Origin of the sequence: Bacteroides sp. D55t1_190419_B8 (assembly GCF_015558905.1) — a bacterium.
GTDB lineage: Bacteria > Bacteroidota > Bacteroidia > Bacteroidales > Bacteroidaceae > Bacteroides > Bacteroides vicugnae.
Genome location: NZ_JADMOU010000001.1, coordinates 426,333 through 442,460, shown reverse-complemented (window position 1 = coordinate 442,460; position 16,128 = coordinate 426,333). Strand labels below are relative to the sequence as shown.

The window sequence follows — 16,128 nt, the reverse complement described above, 5'->3', positions numbered from 1 at the left end:
TGTACTGTAGGCTAAATAACAATCTTTCTTAACTCATATATATAATAGGAGATAGGATCATAATAGCACGTTGGGGGATGAGAAGATGAAGAGTGGTACGGTGTTTGAGAATTGTGATGTTCTCCGGAAAAAGCAACTGGCAACAGTATGCTTTTATTTGCCGGGACATGCGTGACGTCCGTATGACTCATATCGCAAGATTGGGTAGCGTAAAGGTTGTAAAGACGTTCTAAAGCATTGTGAATCGGACAATTTTGTGACACATAGCACTTCTCCTGCCGATAAGTCGGGGAGGAAACTTTGCACATATCTTCCATTGCTCCATTAGTTGCACAATGGATGAGCAAAGCCAATACTAAAAGTAGTCCGAATTTTAAGCTTTGTTTCATCTTTCTCCTTTAACGGCTGCAAATATAGAACTAATATTTATACTTTTTGCAAAGTCCGAGTGGCAAAAAAGCTTTTTTTAACTCCGCTTCCAGAGGATTCGTTTTTTGGTCGGTACGGTTTCATAAATATCATTTTGAAATAAAGCTATTCTTTCTCCTGTATTTGTTAAAAGATGCAATAAAAAGAACGATTTACTTCCTTTTTTACGAATTACACAAATAAAATACATTTTTTTGCAGACTAAGAAAGAACGCACTAATATGAAACGCACACTTTGGTTTACATTTTTTCTCTTGAACTCCTTATTTTACCTCTATGCAGGTAATGAAAATGACTCTTTGTTGAAGGTGTTGGACAAAGTGATTTCTGAACGTTTGGTGTATACACAGAAAAAGGAAGCCACCATAAAAGAATTGAAGACAAAGAAGTCCGGACAGAACACTCCGGAAGATTTGTATAATTTGAATAAAGAGATTATCCATCAGTATGAAACTTTTGTCTGTGATTCGGCAGAACAATATATTCATGAGAATATTGAGATTGCAAAGAAGATGGGTAATGAGGAATATCTTTTGGAAGAGAAACTCCGTTTGGCTTTCGTCTATTCCCTATCCGGTTTGTTTATTCAGGCAAATGACATTTTTAAGTCAATTGAGTGTGCAGATTTACCCGATCATCTGAAAGCATTGTATTGTTGGAATAAGATACGCTATTATGAAAACCTCATTAAATATACGGATGATGTACGATTCTCTAAAGGATATATTGTAGAAAAAGAAGCTTATCGAGATACAGTCATGAGTATCTTGTTTAATGAGTCCGACGAGTACAGGAAAGAAAAAGCGGTGAAGCTTCAAGATAGTGGTGACACAAAAGAAGCACTTCAGATATTGACGCAAATATATGATAAACAGGAACCGGAGTCTCATGGATATGCTATGATGGCTATGGGACTTGCACGAATCTATCGGTTGATGAAAAATCCTGAATTGGAGGAAAAGTACCTGATACTGGCTGCTATGACAGATACGAAGTTGGCGGTGAAAGAGAATGAAGCATTGTTGACTTTAGCAGTCAATTTGTATCATAAAGGAGATATAGACCGCGCTTATAATTATATAAAAGTGGCTTTGGATGATGCAATTTTCTATAACTCCCGTTTTAAGAATACCGTAATAGCCCGTATTCATCCGATTATAGAGAATACTTATTTATACAGGCTGGAGGAGCAGAAACGAAACCTGCGTTTTTATATATTACTGACCAGTTTGTTTGTGGTGGCGCTTGCAATAACCTTGTATTTCACGTATAAGCAAACAAAAGTGGTATCCCGGGCTAAACGACATCTTAAAGCCATGAATGAAAAATTGATTGGATTGAATAAGAATCTTGATGAAGCAAATCTAATCAAGGAAAAGTATGTGGGATATTTTATGAACCAGTGTGCCGTTTATATTAATAAGCTTGATGAATACAGGAAGAATGTAAACAGGAAAATAAAGACAGGACAAATTGATGATTTGTATAAATCCTCTTCCCGTCCTTTTGAAAAGGAACTTGAAGAACTTTATAATAACTTTGATAAAGCATTTCTTAAATTGTATCCCAATTTTGTAGAAGAGTTTAATTCTCTGTTGAAACCGGAGGAGCATTACAAGCTCGAAAAAGACCAGTTAAATACAGAATTGCGCATATTTGCATTGATCCGATTAGGGATCATAGACGTAGGTCAGATCGCTGTATTTCTACATTATTCTGTGCAGACAATTTATAATTATAAGAGTAAAGTGAAGAGAATGTCTGTTCTTGATAGTAATCTCTTTGAAGAAGAGGTGAAAAAGCTCGGTTCTTTATCTCAAAAATGATTCTACAGGGTTTACCAAAACAACAAAATGGTATTATGATAAGATGTTGATTATTAAATATATATAAGATTTTTAGTCTTTAAAACGTCTACTTTCCTGCCTACTTCCACACAGAAGTAGGCTTTTTTCATCTCTATATTTGCAACATAAGATTTTTGATAACTGAATACTAATCTAAAGAAACACACAACTATGAGCTTTTCAGAATTATATCTTATGTATTATCCCAAACTTGTTCGGTTCGCAAAAGAATTTGTTGTACTGGAAGAGGATGCTGAAAACATAACGCAAGATGTGTTTACAGACCTATGGGAGAGAAGAGATGCGATAGATCATATCGAAAATGTAAATGCATACCTTTTCAGACTTGTAAGAAACAGATGCTTGGATTATTTGAAGCATAAGGTATTCGAACAAAAATATGCAGAGAATGTGCAAGCCTCTTTTGAGATAGAATTAAATTTGAAACTGCAATCTTTAGACCGTTTTGATGTATCTGATATATCCGAGGGAAATGAAACGGAAAGACTGGTCAGAGATGCTATCAACAGTTTACCTAAAAGATGCCGTGATATATTTTTGTTAAGTCGTATGAAGGGATTGAAATACAGGGAGATTTCCGAGAAGCTGGGAATTTCGGTGAATACAGTGGAATGTCAAATGGGAATAGCACTTAAAAAATTGAGAGTAAAACTTAATGTGTGCTTAGCAGCGTGACTTTTAATTAATTTATAGATATTCTTTTAGGGGTTTTTATGTATCTAATCGTTCTTTGATAAAAAAGGACGAGGAATGAGAAATTTTCTGAATAGATATTTTGCTGATGAACTGACTTCTGATGAAAAAACAAATTTTCTGCAGGAAGTGGATAATAGTGAAGAACTTAAAGAAGAATTTATTGTAAATCAGAATCTTTTGGTACTTCTTGATTGGACATTTCCGGAGAATGAGAATGACGAAGAAGTTGCGCAGCAAAAATTAAAAGAATTTATGCGTAAAATGGAACAACGCAAAACCAAATAGTCTTAGGATACCATGAATAAAATTTATATCATATTACTGACTGTTTTCTTATCTACTAATGCCTATTCGCAGCAAGCCTATTTTGTTGACGGATACCATGGCGGAATATATGGTCATTATCCGGTGAAATGGAAAACGCAATTTATAGTGGATCAGTTGCACATGCATCCGGATTGGCGAATAGGTCTGGAAATAGAACCTGAAACCTGGGATACGATTCGTGTACAGACCCCAGAAGCTTATCAGCATTTTAAAGAAGTGGCAACCAGTCAGCAGGTAGAATTTACGAATCCTACTTATGCGCAACCCTATTGCTATAATATTTCGGGTGAAAGTATCATACGGCAGTTTCAATATGGTATAGCTAAAATAAATGCACATTTTCCAGAGGTGGATTTCGTCACTTATTCCGTGGAGGAACCTTGTTTCACAAGCTGTTTGCCACAAATTCTTAAACTATTCGGTTTTAAATATGCTGTATTGAAATGTCCTAATACTTGTTGGGGAGGATATACGGCTGCTTATGGTGGTGAACTGGTTAACTGGGTAGGACCAGATGGTACTTCCATATTGGCAGTTCCCCGGTATGCTTGTGAAGAATTGGAGCAGAAATCGACTTGGCAAACAACTGCCTGGGGGAATTCGGACGCATATTTGAAAGCTTGTCGTGATGCAGGTATCCAGCATCCGGTTGGTATGTGTTTTCAGGATGCCGGATGGAAAAATGGTCCGTGGATAGGAAGTGGGAAGAACACAAAAAATAACTCTATATATATGAGATGGAGAGATTACATTGAAAAGATCTCCATTGGAAAAACAGATGATGACTGGCATTTCTCACAGGAGGACATGCATGTAAACCTGATGTGGGGAAGTCAGGTGATGCAGCGTATCGCACAGGAAGTACGCACATCTGAAAATCGGATTATCATGGCGGAAAAAATGTCCGTGATGGCTTATCTGAAGAATAAATATACCTGTCCACAAGCTGATATGGATGAGGCATGGCGCACTTTAATGCTGGCGCAGCATCATGACTCATGGATTGTGCCCTACAATGGATTGAATAAACAGGGTACATGGGCAGATCAGATCAAACGCTGGACAGATAGTACGAATGCTATTGCTGATGGAATTATCGGAGCATCTATGCAGAGCTTTGATAATCCCATTGCTCAACAGAAAAAGGTCACTCAACAACAGTATATACGCGTTTTCAATACTTTAGGAACGGAAAGAAAAGAAACAATGAATGTCCTTCTTCCTTCGGAATCAGGATATTCGGATTTAGGTATTTATGATTGGAAAGGGAAAGAGATAGGTTGCTTTGTAGAAAGTGAGGGTGAAAAAATAAGATTGTTTTTTGAAGCAGATATTCCTCCTTTCGGTTACTCCACGTATTGCATAAAAAAGAAAGAAACAGGTAAAAGAGCAGTTTCAGGGAATGAACAGGTTTCAAAGAGTGAAAAGGTTAATGAACAGGAGTACGCGGTTGAAAATGATATGTATAAGATTGTTTTCGACTTATCGAAAGGAGGAATTATAAAAAGTCTGATTGCTAAGAAAGAGGGGAATAAAGAGTTTGCATGTAAAACAGGTGAATATTCTTTGGGAGAATTGAGAGGTTTCTTTTATGAAGAAAATAAATTTCATTCTTCTACGGAAACACCGGGCAGACTGACGGTATTGAGAGATAACACGTATGAGAAAAAAGTAAAGGTACAAGGAGAAATTGCTTCTCATCCGTTTACACAGATTATAACTCTTTCTAAAGGAACAAAACGAATTGATTTTGAATTGACAATTGATTGGAAAAAGAATGTAGGTATTGGAGAATATAAAGAAAATCATTGGAGTGATAATCGTAGGGCCTTTTGTGATGACCGGTTTAAACTGAATGTTCTGTTTCCAGCCGATCTTCATTCTCCTCGTATCTATAAGAATGCACCGTTTGATGTTTGTGAAAGTAAACTCGACAATACTTTCTTTAATTCCTGGGATCAGATCAAACATAATATCATACTTCATTGGGTTGATTTGGCTGAACAGGAGGGCGATTATGCACTGGCTTTATTGTCAGATCATACCACTTCTTATTCTCATGGGAAAGATTATCCATTAGGACTCACAGCTCAATATTCGGGAGGAGGACTTTGGGGGCCGGATTATAAAATTACGCAGCCGCTGAAGATGAAATATGCAATCATACCTCATCGTGGTAAATGGGACAAAGCATCAATAGCAGATGATAGCGATTGCTGGAATGAGCCGTTGCTATATTCCTGCCATTCAATAGCAGCTTTGGAATCAAAATCATTTGTCGATTTGCGAAATACAGGTTATCAAATAAGTACTGCCCGGTTGGAAAGTGGAAAGATTATATTACGCCTGTTTAATGCAGAAGGAAATGACAAGCTGCAGAAGATCGTTTTCGATATGCCATTATCAAGCGTGGAAGAAGTCGATCTGAATGGTCAATGCATCGAAAGAAAGAAAATAAAAACACATGCCGGAAAGTCGGAAATGACAATTTCAATGCCTCGTTTTGGTATAAAGACATTTGTTTTGGGTTTGAATTAAAATAATTATAATATTGTTATGTATAAAGCAACTGCTAGTCTTTTAATTGCTTGCTCTTTGTGGTGGATGACAGGGTGTTCATCGATCCATACAGCTTCGGAAGAACTAATCCCGGCGGATTATGTAAATCCATTTATTGGTGCCAGTACCAGTGTGGGAGCTGCCGGCGTTTATCATGGGTTAGGTAAAACTTTTCCTGGGGCTACGACTCCTTATGGTATGGTGCAAGTTAGCCCGAACACAATAACAGGAGGCGATAACGGTTCCGGTTATAGTGATGAGCATAAAACGATTGAGGGATTTGCTTTTACCCAGATGAGTGGCGTAGGGTGGTTTGGGGATCTAGGAAATTTTCTTGTAATGCCAACTACCGGTGAATTGTATAAAGTGGCAGGCAAAGAGAATAACGATAGTATCAAAGGATATCGTTCGGCTTATAATAAAGTAACCGAGACAGCTAAAGCCGGATATTATTCTGTAGAGTTGACTGATTACAAAATAAAAGTAGAGAGCAGTGCGACGCCGCATTGTGGAATATTGCGTTTCACTTATCCCTCTAACGATCAATCCCGTATTCAGATAGATCTGGCACGCAGGGTAGGAGGAACATCTACTTCCCAATATATTAAAGTGGTAGATGATTATACGATTCAAGGCTGGATGAAGTGCACACCCGATGGTGGTGGATGGGGTAATGGCGAGGGAAAAGCCAATTATACCGTTTATTATTATGCGCAATTCAGCAAACCTCTGACTGATTACGGTTTCTGGAGTGCAGATATTCCTGACCAATGGACCCGGAAGCGGGATGAGGTAGTGAGTATTCCCTATCTGACACGTGTTTCACAGGCTCCGATTATAAAAGATAAGAAAGAGTTGGAAGGCAAACACTTGGGCTTCTTTACTGAATTTCCGACCAAAGAAGGGGAGAGCGTGGAGATGAAAGTGGGTATCTCTTTCGTCGATATGGAAGGAGCTGCTAATAATTTTAAACAGGAAATTGCTTCTAAAGATTTAGCACAGGTAAAACAGGAAGCTACGGATTTGTGGAATAAAGAACTTGGCCGCATTCGGATATCCGGAGGGACGAATGATGAAAAAACAATTTTCTATACGGCTTTATATCATACGATGATTGATCCTCGTATTTATACAGACGTAGATGGACGTTATGTAGGTGGAGATTATAATATACACACAGAAGACAGCACATTTACGAAACGTACGATTTTTAGTGGATGGGATGTGTTCCGTAGCCAATTTCCTCTGCAGACTATTATTAATCCGCGTTTGGTTAGTGATGAATTAAATTCTTTGATAACGATGGCCGATCAAAGCGGGCGTAAATATTACGAACGCTGGGAGTTTCTGAATTCTTATTCCGGTTGTATGTTGGGAAATCCTGTCTTGTCTGTATTGGCTGATGCTTATATAAAAGGAATCCGTACGTATGATATCGAAAAAGCATATCAGTATGCCATCAATACATCTCATCGTTTTGGCAATGACTCATTGGGCTATACTTCGGGACCGTTGAGTATCTCACATACTTTGGAATATGCTTATACCGACTGGTGTATATCTCAATTAGCTAAAGCCTTGGGAAAGGAAGAAGATATAAATTTTTTTTATGAAAAAGGACAGGCTTATCATAATATTTTTGATAAAGAAAAAGAATGGTTTCGTCCTCGCAAGGTGGATGGTACCTGGGAAGTATGGCCGGAAAATGGACGTCTTGAAGAATGGTATGGTTGTATAGAAGCAAATGCTTATCAACAAGGCTGGTTTGTTCCACACGATGTCCAAGGAATGGTAGAGTTGATGGGGGGTGAAGAAAAGGTGATCGCAGACTTACTTGATTTTTTCAATAAAACTCCTTCCAGTATGTTATGGAATGAATATTATAACCATGCAAATGAGCCGGTACACTTCGTGCCTTTCTTGTTTAATCAGCTTGCGGTACCTTGGTATACGCAGAAGTGGACTCGCCACACCTGTGAAAAAGCTTATGCAAATAAAGTAGAGGGGATTGTTGGTAATGAGGATGTGGGGCAAATGTCAGCATGGTATATTTTGGCAGCTTCTGGCATTCATCCTTCTTGTCCGGGCAACACGCGTGTGGAAATAACAAGTCCCGTTTTCGATAAGGTAGAGTTTCATCTTGATCCGAAATATTATTCAGGGAAAGCGTTTACGGTGATTGCCCATGATAACAACAAAGATAATATGTATATACAAAAAGCCTTATTAAACGGCAAGGTATATAATAAATGTTATCTGGACTTTGCAGATATTGCGGCCGGTAGTGTCTTGGAATTGTATATGGGTAATACACCTAATAAAGAGTGGGGAAGATAAATATTGAATTGATTGTGAGTGGCTTAAAATAGATAAGGTTTAATATATAGAATATCCTAAAATGGTTAGAGGATTCTGAGTTGATATATAAATAACATGAAAATGTTTTGTTAATTAAAAATTGTTTACTATTATGAAAAGAAAACAAAGAGCGGATGCACTTAGTGCATTTCCCGGACTTGCAAAAATGATGTTGTTACTGGCTCTACTATTATGGGGTGGAGTTCAGGCAAAAGCCTTTTCAGACAGCATTTTGCAACAATCAGAAAGAACAATTTCTGGTTTAGTGACAGATGAAAATGGTGAGCCTTTAATAGGGGTAACGGTAATGGTTAAAGGTACGAGAGTGGGTACGACAACTAATCTTGATGGTGTCTTTACACTAAAGATACCCGCAAATGCAGGAATCCTACAATTCTCTTATATGGGAATGAAGACGAGAGAATTGCCTATTGGCAGCAAGTCACAGTTTAAAGTGGTAATGGAATCAGATGCAGTGTTGATTGATGATGTGGTGGTTATTGGATATGGAACCCGTTCGAAAAAAGATATGTCAATTTCTGTTAGTTCTGTGAAAGGTGATGAACTGAATAACAGACCTTCGGCTTTCAATATTATGCAGAGCGTTGCCGGAAAAGTAGCAGGTGTGCAAAATATATCGATGTCTGGTAGACCAGGTGGATCGTCATCTTTACGTGTTCGTGGTATGGGATCTATCAATGCAGGAAAAGATCCTATCTATGTATTGGATGGTGTTATTGGAGTGGATCCGGACATTATAAACGCTGCCAACGTGGAATCTATTGATGTTCTTAAAGATGCTGCTGCAACTGCCATGTATGGTGCACAAGGATCAAACGGAGTTGTTCTTATAACCACCAAGAAGGGTAAAAAAGGCAAAGGCTCAATCACTTATGATGGTAAAGTCGGATTTGGCTTTATGAACCGTAAGCTCGACATGCTGAATGCGGATGAATATATGGAGGTTCAAAGACGTGCATACGCATATAGTGGACAGACAATGCCTCATTTGACAACACCTTATGAAAATCTGTTCTATTATGCTAAAGATGCTTCCCAAAATTACCAATACGATAAAAACGGACTTTTGATTGCTTCTCCGAAATATAATACAGATTGGCAGAAAGCGGTGACACAAACAGCTATGACTAACGACCATATCCTTTCTTTCTCATCAGGGAATGAAGATACAAGCGTATATGCCAGTGTCGGATACCAGAATCAGGAAGGATTGATAAAAGAAAGCGTGTACGAACGTTATTCTGCTACATTGAATGTAAGAACTAAGATAAAAGATTGGTTCCGTATCCAACTTGTGGGAACTGTAGGTAGTCAGAAAGGCAATAATAACGATATGGAGGGATCTTTTAATCAGGGGGCTATCAGAAACATGATTGAAATGCCACCTATCGTTCCTATTAAATATGATGATGGTACATGGGGACGTAAACACGATTATCCTTTATCGGAAACAGCAGAGAATCCGTTGTTACTACTTCAGGATAGAAAGAACGAATGGAAGTCTAACTTCTCATTGTTTAGTTTGAATGCTACATTTGACATTACTAAGAAGTTAACATTTACTACTCAGGGAGATTATCAGGTATCAAATAGGAAAGAAATGAGCTATGCCAAAGCCGGGCTGTTTGATGTCAGTGAAAACAATGGCGGATATGCTGATATAAAAAATAGCGATAGCCAAAAACTTACCAGTGAAAACTATTTTACTTATACAGATACTTTCTTTGATGGAAAACTTAGCTCGAACTTTGTTTTGGGAGCCAGTTGGTATTATAATCATGCAGAAGAATCATCTTCGGGGTCTGAACAATATTTCGACGATTCGTTCGGCTATCACAATTTATCGGCAGGAACCACATGGCATGAACCAAAATCAGGAATGAATCAGAATACTATGAATTCATACTATTTTAGAATGAACCACAGTTTTCTTGATAGATACCTTCTTGGTTTCACATTCAGAGTGGATGGTGCTTCAAACTTTGGTATGAATAATAAGTATGGATATTTTCCATCTGTATCAGCCGGATGGCGTATTTCAGAGGAAAAATTCTTCTTCCCTGTAAAAGATGTCCTCAGTCAAATGAAATTGAGAGCTAGTTATGGTATCGTAGGAAATGCTTCTATTCCCAATTATAGAACCATATCGCAATATAGCAACGGCTCTACTATATTTAACAAGGCACTTACCTCTTACGTAGTTCTTAGTAATCTAGGTAATAAAGACTTGAAGTGGGAATCGTCACGTCAATTCAATATCGGAGTTGATATGAGTTTCTGGGATAATCGTTTGGAAGTAATCATGGATTACTATCACAAATCTACTAAAGATTTGTTGTTCGAAAAGCAGGTTCCTTTTACAACCGGCTATACGACTACATGGACTAATCTGGGAGAAATAGTTAATAAAGGTTTTGAGACAACTATTACTTCACGCAACATTCATACCCGTGATTTTATGTGGGTAACAGACTTGGTATTTTCTACCAATAAATTGGTGGTTGCAGATATCAATGGAGAAACGATTGATACAGGTAATAATACGATAGCTAGAGAAGGAGAAAAGTGGGCGTCATACTATGTATATAAAAGACTGGGCACATGGGGATTGGCAGAAGTAGCAGAAGCTGCTAAATATGGTAAGAAACCAGGTGACATCAAATATGAAGATGTGAATAAAGACTATAAAATTGATGAGGAAGACCGCCAGATTATGGGAAGTGGTACTCCTAAAGGAAGTCTGACAATGGTAAATACATTCACTTATAAAGGTCTCTCTTTGATGGTCGACCTGAACTATACTTATGGATTTAAAATTATGGACATTACAAATTCCATGTTAGAAAACAGACCATTGTATAGTAATAATGTTAAATCCATACTTAACGCATGGACTCCTGAAAATCAGAATACAATGATTGCCGCGTTACGTCTTCCTTCGGATAACTACTTTGGAGAAAATGAGAAAGACTCATATATGCTTCATAAAGGTGATTTCTTGAGACTTCGTAACATTTCATTATCATATACTTTTTCTCCTAAAGTTATGAAAGCGCTTAAAATTTTTGAAAGTTTGTCTATAGGGGTTTCTGCAGAAAATTTGTTGGTAATTACAAAATATCCAGGATATGACCCGGAAGTTGGTGCATTCAATGCAGATAGTGGACAAAGTATAGATTTTTATGCTTATCCCCGTCCGACTACTATTACTGGTAATATAAAGGTTGTATTTTAAGAAAATAAAATAGACGATTATGAAAAAAATATATTCAATTTTATGTGGGTTGATTACTCTGGCAGTAATTGCAACATCATGTGATGCATTTCTTGAAGAGAAACCTAAAACATTCCTTACCCCTGAATTATACTTCCAAAATGAAGGGCAAGTAGTCGCTGCAGTGAACGGACTATATACATTTTTGGACGATATCTTTGACGGAGATATAGAACCAGGTTCACAAACATTCATCTTTATAGAATACTTGTCTGGATATGGTGAACGGCTTCGTGGTTCGGGCACTCAGGATTTGGCACAGGCCAACAATCTGAATGTGGCGGAAAATAACGGATATGTTCAGAAATTCTGGGAAACGGGATACAAAGCTATAGAGAACTGCAATAGCATTATTGAAGGTATTGAATCCATGAAGGAGGGAATTTTAACTCAAGATAAAAAAAACGAGCTGTTAGGTGAAGTTTATTTTATGCGCGCATATTACTACTTCAATTTGGTAAGACTTTATGGACCTGTTCCATTGAAACTAACCAGCACATCAGATTTATCAAATGTTGAAATAGGGTTAACATCCATTGAAGGAGTTTATGATCAAATAGATAAGGATATGACGAAAGCTGGTGAACTCATGGATAAAAGTGTCTGGACGAATGCCAACGGAAGAGTTTCTAAAGGAGCTGTAAAATCATTGCATGCTAAGATTTATTTGACAATGGCCGGATATCCATTACAGAAAGGCACAGAATATTATCAGAAAGCTTATGCAAAGGCCAGTGAAGTATATAAAAGTGAGGCGTTTAAATTGTTTGATACATACGAAGAATTGAGAACCAGTGAAAATGCTGGTGAACATATATGGTCTATTCAAAGAGAGGCAGATAATGCAGGTTCTCCTGTACATGGTAATATGCTACCTTATCCCGCACCTGCAAAAGCTATTTCAGCCAATGCTGTATATGGCGGTGCATTGGTTCCAACGATGTTGTTTTATAATTCATATCCCACTGGTGATAAACGTAAGGATGAACAGGCATTTTATTATACCGAGCATGAAGCTCTTGATAAGTCAGCAATAGTTCAATTAGGAAGACCTTATATATATAAATATTGGGATGATGAGGCAGCGAATACAGGAAAATCAGGTGCTAATTACACATTGCTGAGATATGCTGATGTATTGTTGATGATGGCTGAAGCAAAGGCACAAGCGGATGGAGGTACAACAACTGACACCGATGCAATTGATGCATATTATGCAGTGAGAAAAAGAGCATTGCCTACAGAAGCAAAACCGACTTCAATAAAGACGAATGATGTCTTGAAAGAAAGATTCTGGGAAATTTGCTTTGAAGGACAGACATGGTATGATATGTTGAGAACTCGAAAAGCTTTGCATGCTGTCACAGGTCAGATTGTAGATATGATTGGGTATCAAACTCCAGGACATAGTGCTGCATTTAAGGAAGCAGATCTTTTATTACCTTATCCTATCCGGGAAAAACGTTTGAATCCTAATCTGAAAAGAGACTAAAAAATGTCATTGCAAAAAGATACTGAAAATAAATAACTTGAAAATGAAGTGTAACTCCAAATATATGGTATTTTTAGCATTCTGTTTATGCCTTTTATTCTCTTGTTCGGAGGATGAGGGCACGAAAGAGAACCCATTTGACAATGGAGAAAGTGATACTTTTATGAAGGTCATTAACTCATCAAATGCTGATACGCTATACTTGTCGTGGGAACTTACTAATACCAAAGTGAGTTTTGATAATTATAGGTTTGAGCTAGACAAGCCCAAAACAGTCAAAACTGTCGGTAAAGATAAGACGGAATTCTATTTCACTCATGTACCGTACAATGAACTTGTATCTGTATCTATATCATTAATCAAGAATGATGAGGTTGTAAAAACCTTTGCGACGCAAGTAAAGATTGATGGTCTTGACAAAACAATATCAAGGATTATCATTCCTGACCAAGGTAGTGTTACGGGAGGAGATGGTATGTATTCGATTCTGTTGCCCGATGGCAGAAGTATTTTCATGATGGGCGATTCATATATCGGGACTGTTACTAATGGTCAACGTTCTGGTTCAGATCACATGTATAGAAATACGTATATTGTGTATAGTAAAGGTAAAGTCAGTGCTATTTACGGAGCCAATGGCAATAAAAACTCTTCGGCAGCCGTACCTCCCGAATATCCGGATGAAAAGAAGTGGTACTGGCCCGGCCATGGATTTGTGGATGGTAACAAACTCTATATTTTTCAGACATTGATGTATCAGGGAAGTGGTGATATGTGGGGATTCAGATACGAAACAACCCACATTCTGGAGTATAACTTACCTGGCCTGGAGCTGGTAAAGACTACTCCCATACCTTTTAATGGTTCCGAGAATATTCATTATGGAATGGCAGCACTGAAAGATGGAGAGTATGTTTATATGTATGCGCAAGTAGATGTGACTAATGATATGAATCCTATTTCTGAAGTGTTAGTTGCAAGATCTATGATGAATAATCTGTATACAGGTTGGGAGTATTACACAGGTTCCGGTTGGAGCACTAATGCTTCCGCAACAGAAAAGTTAAAAGGTTTGACAAGTGTGCCGGTTTCCTCACAGTTCAATGTGTTTAGATTGCGTGATAAATATGTTTTGCTAACGCAGAAGAAAACATTCAATTCTGGCGAGATATACACGTTCACGGCAGATACTCCGTATGGACCGTGGGGAAACAAACAACTTATTTTCAAGACATACGAACAGGATATCCCTCACTTATTTACTTATAATGCGATGGCTCATCCTCAATTCGAGAAGGACGGTATGCTATTAATAAGCTATAATGTCAATACAGAAGTTTTTGCAGAACAGTTTAGTGATGTGAGTACTTATCGTCCCAGATTTTTTTGGATCGAAATAGATAAGATTTTAAAATGAATGAGAAATAAGAATGTATTGTTGCAAGGAATTTGGGCAATGCACTTATAGTTCAAATTTAGAAAAGTTTAAAAAGATATGAAAAAGAATACATTGATTTTAGTAATAGTATCATTGCTATTTTCCCTCTCAGGTTGTAATACTGATGACCGGGTAAAGATGAGTGATAATTATCCTGTTGATGGAGATATAAATTATGGTATTAGACAGGTAATGCAATACGATGAGGTGAATATAAATGGTATAGATGTCGCTTCAAAGTTCCCATTCTTTGAGACGTTTCGTCTGACCATACACTACACTGACAGTAAAATAAGCGGCGTGACTTTTTCTAACGGGGAGGTACCTTTCTCTCCTTATAATTTTGAGGTCCCATCTGGTAAAGTAGATTGCTATCTGAATACAGAGGCACTTCCCAATGAATTGCGTATAACTGGGACAGAACATGTAATCGCCTATTATCAAAATGGAGAATTCACTATTCCTTTCCAATTGGATTGTCCGTCACTGAATTATAAATACACCTTTAAAAGTATAAATCAATAAATAGAATACATATGAAACTCATGAAAAAAAGCAAACATTTGTTGCTACTTTTGGTAGCATCATTCCTTGTTGCCACTTGTATGACTATAGAGGATATTATTCATCCGGATAACGCTCAGGTGGATAGCGATATTAATATTTCAGTTAAAATAAAGATCGTTGCAGAAACTGATGGTAATAGTAAATTGGCGTTTGGCATCTTGGTTCCCAAAAGCTGGAATGTGGCCAATAATGCTACTCTGACACTTACAACTGCAGCAGGCTTTGCAGCTAATGTTGTGACTAATGAACCTATGGTACTTGTAGGATCAGGAGAAAAAAATCCATCGGACGCTTTGCCTTGGGCATCTTCATTTCAAAGTAAGATTGGTGTATTAGAGAATACCGGTCCTGTTGAATGGGTCGTTTTTAAGTCCGCTACTACATTCCAGATTAATGATCAGGTTGCAGGACAAAAAGAAGTAACTGGTACTGTGAATATTAAACTTCATACAGGAGCAAGAGCTATAAAATTCTTTATGGGTTATACATTCTGTGGTGAAGCTTTTGGATTTAACAGTGAAAAATACCCAGATGATTATGTGAAAGCTTCTAAGGTACTTGAGGTAACTGGAGGAGATGAACCAATGATGGACTTTACTGCTGATCCTGCAATTTCGTTTGTGCCAGCTACTTTCGGTTTCGGTGATATCTTCTCAATCAAGTATAATGAACCAAATTATGTAACGGAAGGTGGTCTTAAAGGTGGTGAAGCGTATTTGGTGGGGAAAGTAACATACGAGGAAAACGGAGTGGAAAAAGAAAAGACTATAGATGAGACAAGCAGTAAGACATTAATGGAAGAATTAGGTGATATGGGCCAGGTTACTTCATGGCAGAAATATATTTACCCGAAAGAGTTCTTCAGTTTGCCAAAAGATGCTGTTATCTTAAATATCCGGGTTCATTTTACAAATAAGGATAAAAGTATTTCTATTTTGGATAATGAAACTAATAGTGATTTTGTAGTAGAGGAAACATGCGAATGATAAATGAAGTGGAGAACTTAATTAAGTTCTCCACTTTTAAGTTTTGGTAGTAGTGTAATAACGGGGTTCTCCTATATTATGAAATGTTCTGATCAGATGGGATAGGGTATGTA

The 16,128-nt window shown here is 37.5% G+C and carries 11 protein-coding genes; 10 read left to right on the top strand and 1 reads right to left on the bottom strand.

Annotated elements, in window-relative coordinates:
* Positions 1 to 11: 11 nt before the first annotated feature.
* Positions 12 to 389 carry a hypothetical protein gene (locus tag I2I13_RS01460; protein WP_195648563.1) on the bottom strand — a complete coding sequence of 126 codons (378 nt, stop codon included), beginning with the start codon at positions 387 to 389 and terminating at the stop codon, positions 12 to 14.
* A 261-nt stretch (positions 390 to 650) separates the two neighbouring features.
* Between I2I13_RS01460 and I2I13_RS01455 the strand changes: the two genes are divergently transcribed.
* The 10 genes from I2I13_RS01455 (at position 651) to I2I13_RS01410 (ending at position 16,015) form a co-directional block, all read left to right on the top strand.
* Entirely contained in the window at positions 651 to 2,255 is a 1,605-nt protein-coding gene (locus tag I2I13_RS01455; protein WP_195648562.1) for a DUF6377 domain-containing protein, read from the top strand.
* A gap of 192 nt (positions 2,256 to 2,447) precedes the next feature.
* The gene (locus tag I2I13_RS01450) at positions 2,448 to 2,972 is read left to right on the top strand and encodes an RNA polymerase sigma-70 factor (RefSeq protein WP_195648561.1); all 525 of its coding nucleotides are present in this window, start codon (positions 2,448 to 2,450) and stop codon (positions 2,970 to 2,972) included.
* Positions 2,973 to 3,047: 75 nt separating this feature from the next.
* On the top strand, positions 3,048 to 3,278 hold the full coding sequence (locus I2I13_RS01445; protein ID WP_195648560.1) for an anti-sigma factor: 231 nt from the start codon (positions 3,048 to 3,050) through the stop codon (positions 3,276 to 3,278).
* 12 nt (positions 3,279 to 3,290) lie between these two features.
* Positions 3,291 to 5,858: a glycoside hydrolase family 38 C-terminal domain-containing protein gene (locus tag I2I13_RS01440; protein ID WP_195648559.1), complete on the top strand. Its 2,568-nt coding sequence runs from the start codon at positions 3,291 to 3,293 to the stop codon at positions 5,856 to 5,858.
* An 18-nt stretch (positions 5,859 to 5,876) separates the two neighbouring features.
* The gene (locus tag I2I13_RS01435; RefSeq protein ID WP_195648558.1) at positions 5,877 to 8,216 is read left to right on the top strand and encodes a GH92 family glycosyl hydrolase; all 2,340 of its coding nucleotides are present in this window, start codon (positions 5,877 to 5,879) and stop codon (positions 8,214 to 8,216) included.
* Positions 8,217 to 8,349: 133 nt separating this feature from the next.
* Complete coding sequence (locus I2I13_RS01430) at positions 8,350 to 11,493, top strand: TonB-dependent receptor (RefSeq protein WP_195648557.1); 3,144 nt, start codon at positions 8,350 to 8,352, stop codon at positions 11,491 to 11,493.
* A 19-nt stretch (positions 11,494 to 11,512) separates the two neighbouring features.
* Entirely contained in the window at positions 11,513 to 13,024 is a 1,512-nt protein-coding gene (locus I2I13_RS01425; RefSeq protein WP_195648556.1) for a RagB/SusD family nutrient uptake outer membrane protein, read from the top strand.
* 43 nt (positions 13,025 to 13,067) lie between these two features.
* Positions 13,068 to 14,441 carry a DUF5005 domain-containing protein gene (locus I2I13_RS01420; protein WP_195648555.1) on the top strand — a complete coding sequence of 458 codons (1,374 nt, stop codon included), beginning with the start codon at positions 13,068 to 13,070 and terminating at the stop codon, positions 14,439 to 14,441.
* 78 nt (positions 14,442 to 14,519) lie between these two features.
* Positions 14,520 to 14,987 carry a hypothetical protein gene (locus I2I13_RS01415; protein WP_195648554.1) on the top strand — a complete coding sequence of 156 codons (468 nt, stop codon included), beginning with the start codon at positions 14,520 to 14,522 and terminating at the stop codon, positions 14,985 to 14,987.
* 11 nt (positions 14,988 to 14,998) lie between these two features.
* Positions 14,999 to 16,015: a DUF4961 domain-containing protein gene (locus I2I13_RS01410; RefSeq protein WP_195648553.1), complete on the top strand. Its 1,017-nt coding sequence runs from the start codon at positions 14,999 to 15,001 to the stop codon at positions 16,013 to 16,015.
* Positions 16,016 to 16,128: the final 113 nt, after the last annotated feature.

Excerpts from the sequence above, each read along its gene's own strand:
- I2I13_RS01435 (WP_195648558.1), top strand. The coding sequence starts at position 5,877 with ATGTATAAAGCAACTGCTAGTCTTTTAATTGCTTGCTCTTTGTGGTGG.
- I2I13_RS01445 (WP_195648560.1), top strand. The coding sequence starts at position 3,048 with ATGAGAAATTTTCTGAATAGATATTTTGCTGATGAACTGACTTCTGAT.
- I2I13_RS01460 (WP_195648563.1), bottom strand. The coding sequence starts at position 389 with ATGAAACAAAGCTTAAAATTCGGACTACTTTTAGTATTGGCTTTGCTC.
- I2I13_RS01425 (WP_195648556.1), top strand. The coding sequence starts at position 11,513 with ATGAAAAAAATATATTCAATTTTATGTGGGTTGATTACTCTGGCAGTA.
- I2I13_RS01450 (WP_195648561.1), top strand. The coding sequence starts at position 2,448 with ATGAGCTTTTCAGAATTATATCTTATGTATTATCCCAAACTTGTTCGG.
- I2I13_RS01430 (WP_195648557.1), top strand. The coding sequence starts at position 8,350 with ATGAAAAGAAAACAAAGAGCGGATGCACTTAGTGCATTTCCCGGACTT.
- I2I13_RS01415 (WP_195648554.1), top strand. The coding sequence starts at position 14,520 with ATGAAAAAGAATACATTGATTTTAGTAATAGTATCATTGCTATTTTCC.
- I2I13_RS01455 (WP_195648562.1), top strand. The coding sequence starts at position 651 with ATGAAACGCACACTTTGGTTTACATTTTTTCTCTTGAACTCCTTATTT.
- I2I13_RS01420 (WP_195648555.1), top strand. The coding sequence starts at position 13,068 with ATGAAGTGTAACTCCAAATATATGGTATTTTTAGCATTCTGTTTATGC.
- I2I13_RS01410 (WP_195648553.1), top strand. The coding sequence starts at position 14,999 with ATGAAACTCATGAAAAAAAGCAAACATTTGTTGCTACTTTTGGTAGCA.
- I2I13_RS01440 (WP_195648559.1), top strand. The coding sequence starts at position 3,291 with ATGAATAAAATTTATATCATATTACTGACTGTTTTCTTATCTACTAAT.